The following is a 6,417-nucleotide window of genomic DNA, read 5'->3' as shown; positions in this document are numbered from 1 at the left end:
GGTATCAACATATCTGGCGTTGACTTTTGGCACGCTGTTGAGTTCTCAAGGAACGGTCGCTTCCTTTGTACTCACCCTCTCGGGCTTTCCTCCGGTGTTTCCAACCTTACCAGATCCGTTTTCCGTTCCGTTTCCGGTCGGAATTCATTTCCGATGGCCGTTGGAGGGCCTTTGCCTTTTCGGTTGCCTTCCGGCTCCCTTTCGGCAAGTCCGACTTTATCAGAAGTTCTTGGCCGGTCTGACCGGCCACTCATTTCTGAGTAAATCGGGGGTGGCTTCGATGTTCGGAGAGAAGTCTCCGTTGTGAAGCAGATCGATTCTAGCGATCAGCCCTGAACCTGTCCAGTTCTAGGCAACTCATAGAATCTACCTCCCCACCCGACCCGTGTCAACGGGTCTTCCGGGGCGAAGAGGAGACTAGCAGCTCACGGGCCGTCTCCGCACATCAGGCGGCCGTTGGTAGGAACGCGCTGCGCTCGGTCTCCTCGAGGTCGCCCGTCTCGCCGGCCCGTGCGGCACGGCCGCCGAGAACGAAGACATAGGCCAGGAAGGCCAGCTCAGCCACCACTCCGATGCCGATGCGGGCCCAGGTCGGCAGGCCGGACGGGGTGACGAAACCTTCGATGGCGCCGGAGACGAACAGGACCAGGGCGAGGCCCATCGCCATCCCTACGGCGGCGCGCCCCTCCTCGGCCAGGGCCGTACGGCGGCTCCGGGGACCCGGGTCTATGACCGTCCAGCCGAGGCGGAGTCCGGTACCCGCGGCCACGAAGACGGCGGTGAGTTCCAGCAGCCCGTGCGGAAGAACCAGGCCGAGGAACGTGTCGAGACGGCCGGCCGAGGACATCAGGCCGAAGCCGACAGCCAGGTTGAGCATGTTCTCGAAGAGGATCCAGAGGACCGGAAGGCCGAGGAAGACGCCCAGGACCAGGCACGTCGCGGCGGCCTTGGCGTTGTTCGTCCATACCTGGGCAGCGAAGGACGCCTCGGGATGGCTGGAGTAGTAGGTCTCGTACTCGCCGCCGGGACGGGTCAGCTCGCGCAGCTGGCTGGGGGCCGCGATGGTCGACTGCACGTCCGGGTGGGTGCCGATCCACCAGCCCAGGAGGATCGCGAGAGCGGTGGATATCAGCGCGGTGGGGACCCACCAGTGACGGGAGCGGTAGACGGCGGCGGGGAATCCCTGTCCCAGGAAGCGGGCGACGTCGCGCCAGGAGGCGCGGCGGGTTCCCGTCACTGCGCTGCGCGCGCGTGCCACCAGTTGGCTGAGGCGCCCGGTGAGCTGTGGATCTGGAGCGCTGGACTGGATGAGGGAGAGGTGTGTCGCGGTGCGCTGGTAGAGGGCGACGAGTTCGTCGGCTTCGGCTCCGTTGAGGCGTCGCTGGCGGCGTAGGAGCGCGTCGAGGCGGTCCCACTCGGCCCGGTGCGTGGAGACGAAGACGTCGAGGTCCATCGGGTCTGCCTGCTCCTCGGCTGGTCGTCGACTGTCCGTCGTAGCAATCTGTCGTGGCTGTCAGCTTGTCGTACTGCGGCGCGATGTGCCCTCAGCTTGGCAGACTTGCGCTGTACGGGGCAGACCAGGGGAAGGCGGCGGGCGTGAGTGAGCTGGTGACGGGCGAGGCGGTGGCGCTTGAGCTGCGTCCTGCGAGGCTGCCCAGCAGGGCACTGGCGGTGCTGCTCGACCTGGTCGTGACCGTGACCGTGTTCATCGGTGTGTCGTTGGGCCTGGCGGCAGCCACGGCCTCGCTCGACGAGGCTGCCCAGGTCGCGCTGTCGATCGCCACGTTCCTGTTGGTGCTGGTGGGCGGGCCGATCGCGGTGGAGACGCTGAGTCATGGCCGATCGCTCGGCAAGATGGCGTGCGGACTGCGCGTCGTACGCGACGACGGCGGGCCCATCCGGTTCCGGCACGCGCTGGTGCGTGGCGCTCTCGGCGTGGTCGAGATTCTGATGACGTTCGGGGTCGTCGCCTGTATCGCCTCGCTGATTTCGGCGCGTGGCCGGCGGCTGGGGGACGTGTTCGCGGGGACGCTGGTGGTTCGGGAGCGGGTGCCCGTCGGGCAGGGCCGGTTCATCCCGCCGCCTCCGCCCTGGCTCGCGGGACGTTTCGCCGAGCTGGACCTGTCGGCCGTTCCGGACGGGCTGTGGCTGGCCGTCCGGCAGTACCTGACGCGGATGCAGCAGCTCGATCCGCAGGTCTCCTGGGCGATGGCCGAGCGGCTCGCGGCCGATGTCGCGACTCGGACGGGCAACCCGGCACCGCCGGACATCCCGCCGGCCGCGTATCTCGCGGCGGTGATGCAGGAGCGGCAGGCCCGCGAGGCCCGGCGGGCCTTCGCCGGCCATGGCTCTCCGGGGTCCGTTGCGCCCGACACGTACGCCCCTCCGGCGCCGGGTGTTCCGTATGGGTACGGCCCCTCTGTGCCGAGTGCGCCTCTTGGCTACGCCTCCCCTCAGGCCCCCCAGGCTCCCCAGGCTCCCCAGGCTCCCCAGGCTCCCGCGCCGTCGTATCAGCCCGGGCCGACGGCACGGGCCGGGGCGTATCCCCAGCCCCCGTCGAGTGATACGGCTCCGGCTCCGGGCGCATCTTCCACGTCGGCGGCCCAGCGGCCCTCCACCGGGTTCGTGCCGCCGGCCTAGGCACAGCCCGGTCCGGCCCGGTCAGTCGTTGGAGTCGTCGAAGACCGACGGTGGCGACTGCAGGTCCTCCAGTTCGATTCCGGGCGCTGCCAGGACCACGTCGCCGGCGAGGTGCACGGAGTGCTGTTCGCCCGTGTCCAGGGCTGTGACCTGGTATTCGTCCACGGTCAGAGGGCCGTTGTCAGTGGCGTGTGTTTCTCTTTTCAGCAAGGCCCAGGACTGGTCCACGGTGCGTGGGGCGAGGACGGGGTCCGTGAAGGCCACGAGGCGTACGCGGGTCGCGGCGGCGGTAGGGGGGAGGCGCAGGAGACGGGCGGTGGCGATGAGGAACGCCGGGGACGTGCCGGTGAAGGCGTGGGCCTGCACATTGCCTTCGGTGGCATGAGCGCCGGCGGGATCCGTACGGACCCAGGTGACGCCGTCGAGGGCGGCGCCGCGCACCTGCCAGCCCCCGGCGTGGAGTTCCAGACGGATGGGTCGGCCGAGGTCGTCGAGGGCGAGATCGACCGAGCCGCTGTGGTCACCGGAGGGGGTGGTCACTTGGGAGACATAACGCCAGCCGGAGGGGCCGGGGGCGCATTGGAAGTGTTCTTCGCCGAGGGGGGTGTGATCGTGCGGATCGTGGAGCGAATAGCGGCCGCGGGGCATGGGGGTCCTGGAGCTTGACGGGGTGAGAGTCCGGTGCTCGGTCCGGCCGTACGGCCGGGTGGGTGGTCGGCGGACCAAAGGGGCAGGCCCCCGACACGGGGGTGCGGGGGCCTGTCTCGGCGGACCGGAGGACCTGCCTCCGGGGAGCGTGTCAGTGCACTGGCGTGCTCCCCGGCGGGCGGGACCGCGGACTCAGTAGCGGTAGTGGTCCGACTTGTACGGGCCCTCGACGCTCACGCCGATGTACGCGGCCTGCTCGGGGCGCAGCGTCGTGAGCTTCACGCCGAGCGAGTCCAGGTGCAGGCGGGCGACCTTCTCGTCGAGGTGCTTGGGCAGCGTGTAGACGCCGACCGGGTACTCGTCGGGCTTGGTGAACAGCTCGATCTGGGCCAGGGTCTGGTCCGCGAAGGAGTTGGACATCACGAACGAGGGGTGGCCGGTGGCGTTGCCCAGGTTCAGCAGGCGGCCCTCGGAGAGGACGATGATCACCTTGCCGTCGGGGAAGGTCCAGGTGTGGACCTGCGGCTTGACCTCGTCCTTGACGATGCCGGGGATCTTGGCGAGGCCGGCCATGTCGATCTCGTTGTCGAAGTGGCCGATGTTGCCGACGATGGCCTGGTGCTTCATCTTGGCCATGTCCGCGGCCATGATGATGTCCTTGTTGCCGGTCGTGGTGACGAAGATGTCGGCCTTGTCGATGACCTCGTCGAGGGTCGTGACCTGGTAGCCGTCCATCGCGGCCTGGAGGGCGCAGATCGGGTCGATCTCGGTGATGATCACGCGGGCGCCCTGGCCGCGGAGGGACTCCGCGCAGCCCTTGCCCACGTCGCCGTAGCCGCAGACGACGGCGGTCTTGCCGCCGATCAGGACGTCGGTGGCGCGGTTGATGCCGTCGATCAGGGAGTGGCGGCAGCCGTACTTGTTGTCGAACTTCGACTTGGTGACGGCGTCGTTGACGTTGATCGCCGGGAACAGGAGGTCGCCGTCGCGCTGCATCTCGTACAGGCGGTGGACGCCGGTCGTGGTCTCCTCGGTCACACCGCGGATCTCGGACGCCAGCTGGGTCCACTTCTGCGAGCCGTCGGTGATGGTGCGGTGCAGGAGTTCGAGGATGACGCGGTGCTCGTCGGACTCGGCGGTGTCGACGGAGGGGACCTTGCCGTCCTTCTCGTACTCGACGCCCTTGTGGACGAGGAGGGTGGCGTCACCGCCGTCGTCGAGGATCATGTTGGGGCCGCCGGTGGGGCTGTCCGGCCAGGTCAGCGCCTGCTCCGTGCACCACCAGTACTCCTCCAGGGTCTCGCCCTTCCAGGCGAAGACCGGGACGCCCTGCGGGTTCTCGGGCGTGCCGTTCGGGCCGACGGCGATGGCGGCGGCCGCGTGGTCCTGGGTGGAGAAGATGTTGCAGGACGCCCAGCGGACCTGCGCGCCCAGGGCGACCAGGGTCTCGATCAGGACGGCGGTCTGCACGGTCATGTGCAGGGAGCCGGTGACGCGGGCGCCGGCCAGCGGCTGCGCGTCGGCGTACTCCCTGCGGATCGACATCAGGCCGGGCATCTCGTGCTCGGCGAGGGTGATCTCCTTGCGGCCGAAGTCGGCCAGGGAGAGGTCGGCGACCTTGAAGTCCTGTCGGTTGTCGACAGTCGTCATTGCGAGCTGCTCCTCGGGGTTGGGGCGAGGGTGGATACGGCTGGTCTGCGCGGCGGCGGACACAGGGGTGCCCGAGAAGAGGACACAGGCATGCCCGCGTACGCGCAGCGCAGTCCGTCGGAGGCCCTCTCTCCCTCGGCCGGCCCGTCTGGGACCGCCCGACCGCCATCAGCAGCGACGTCTGGCTCCGTCCCAAGCTACACCGGAGGAGCGGGCGGCCCCCAGTCCGCCTCCGAACAGTTCACGCCGTTCGAGGGGCGGGCGTGCGCCGGCGTGCTCGGTGGCGTGGGGCGAGCGGGGGGGGACGACCGCGGGCCCGCGTCCTCGCCGTAGAAAGCCGGAGGAAGCGGGCCCGTGCTGTCGGCCGGGGGCTCAGTGGTCGGCGGGCTGCGGGGTCGGGCCACCCGGGGTGGCCTTCGGGTCGGGGCCCTTGGCGGCCTCGGCCTCGCTGTAGATGTCGGGCTCCAGGTAGATCACGCGGGCGATGGGGACCGCCTCGCGGATGCGGGCCTCGGCGGCGTTGATGGCCTTGGCGACCTCGGCGGCCGTGTCGTCGTGCTGGACGGCGATCTTGGCGGCGATGAGCAGTTCCTCGGGGCCGAGGTGGAGAGTGCGCATGTGGATGATGCCGGTGACCGTGTCGCCGTCGACGATCGCGGCCTCGATCTTCCTGACCTCCTCGACGCCCGCGGCCTCGCCGAGCAGCAGGGACTTGGTCTCGGCGGCCAGGACGAGGGCGATCGCGACGAGCAGGACACCGATGCAGACGGTGCCGATGCCGTCCCAGACGCCGTCGCCGGTGAGCAGGGCCAGGCCGACACCGCCGAGGGCGAGCACCAGACCGATGAGCGCGCCGAAGTCCTCCAGGAGGACGACGGGCAGCTCGGGGGCCTTGGCACGGCGGATGAACTGCGACCAGGACAGCTTGCCGCGCAGCTCGTTGGACTCCTTGATGGCCGTCTTGAAGGAGAAGCCCTCGGCGACGATCGCGAAGACGAGAACGCCCACCGGCCAGTACCAGTGCTCGACTTGGTGCGGGTGGCTGATCTTCTCGTATCCCTCGTAGATGGCGAACATGCCGCCGACCGAGAAGAGGACGATCGAGACGAGGAAGGCGTAGATGTACCGCTCGCGGCCGTAGCCGAAGGGGTGTTGCGGGGTCGCCTCGCGCTGGGCCTTCTTGCCGCCGATGAGCAGCAGGAACTGGTTGCCGGAGTCGGCGAGCGAGTGCACGCCCTCGGCGAGCATCGACGAGGAGCCGCTGAACGCGAACGCCACGAACTTCGATACCGCGATCGCGAGGTTGGCGCCGAGTGCCGCCACGATCGCCCTGGTGCCGCCTGACGCGCTCATGTGTCCGCGTTGTCCCTTCTCGCCGTCGTCCGTCTACGCCGTCCAGGCGTGTGCTCGTCTTCGCCGGTGCTCGTCTTTGCCCGTGCTTTGCCGATGGGCCATTGTTGCAGCCCTGTCTGGGAGCGG

Annotated in this window: 6 protein-coding genes; 2 read left to right on the top strand and 4 right to left on the bottom strand. The window is 69.1% G+C overall.

Features of this window, described 5'->3' with window-relative positions:
• Positions 1-307 (top strand): hypothetical protein (locus AB0D85_RS18885; RefSeq protein WP_362321329.1); only part of this gene is annotated, 307 nt, incomplete at its 5' end.
• Positions 308-445: 138 nt separating this feature from the next.
• Here AB0D85_RS18885 and AB0D85_RS18880 read toward each other — a convergent pair.
• Positions 446-1,453, bottom strand: coding sequence for a stage II sporulation protein M (locus AB0D85_RS18880; RefSeq protein ID WP_362321327.1), 1,008 nt, complete (start codon positions 1,451-1,453; stop codon positions 446-448).
• 143 nt (positions 1,454-1,596) lie between these two features.
• Between AB0D85_RS18880 and AB0D85_RS18875 the strand changes: the two genes are divergently transcribed.
• On the top strand, positions 1,597-2,640 hold the full coding sequence (locus tag AB0D85_RS18875; RefSeq protein WP_362321324.1) for an RDD family protein: 1,044 nt from the start codon (positions 1,597-1,599) through the stop codon (positions 2,638-2,640).
• A gap of 21 nt (positions 2,641-2,661) precedes the next feature.
• On the opposite strand, the gene AB0D85_RS18870 is transcribed toward AB0D85_RS18875, so the two are convergent.
• The 3 genes from AB0D85_RS18870 to AB0D85_RS18860 form a co-directional block, all read right to left on the bottom strand.
• Positions 2,662-3,288, bottom strand: coding sequence for a hypothetical protein (locus tag AB0D85_RS18870; RefSeq protein ID WP_362321321.1), 627 nt, complete (start codon positions 3,286-3,288; stop codon positions 2,662-2,664).
• Positions 3,289-3,480: 192 nt separating this feature from the next.
• A complete protein-coding gene (gene ahcY, locus AB0D85_RS18865; protein ID WP_362321318.1) occupies positions 3,481-4,938 on the bottom strand; it encodes an adenosylhomocysteinase in 1,458 nt (485 codons plus the stop codon).
• 372 nt (positions 4,939-5,310) lie between these two features.
• Positions 5,311-6,291 carry a cation diffusion facilitator family transporter gene (locus AB0D85_RS18860; RefSeq protein ID WP_362321316.1) on the bottom strand — a complete coding sequence of 327 codons (981 nt, stop codon included), beginning with the start codon at positions 6,289-6,291 and terminating at the stop codon, positions 5,311-5,313.
• Positions 6,292-6,417: the final 126 nt, after the last annotated feature.

Origin of the sequence: Streptomyces sp. NPDC048277 (genome assembly GCF_040652235.1) — a bacterium.
Classification (GTDB): Bacteria; Actinomycetota; Actinomycetes; order Streptomycetales; family Streptomycetaceae; genus Streptomyces.
The sequence above is the reverse complement of the archived record's forward strand: the minus strand, read 5'-3'. Positions and strand labels throughout refer to the sequence as shown.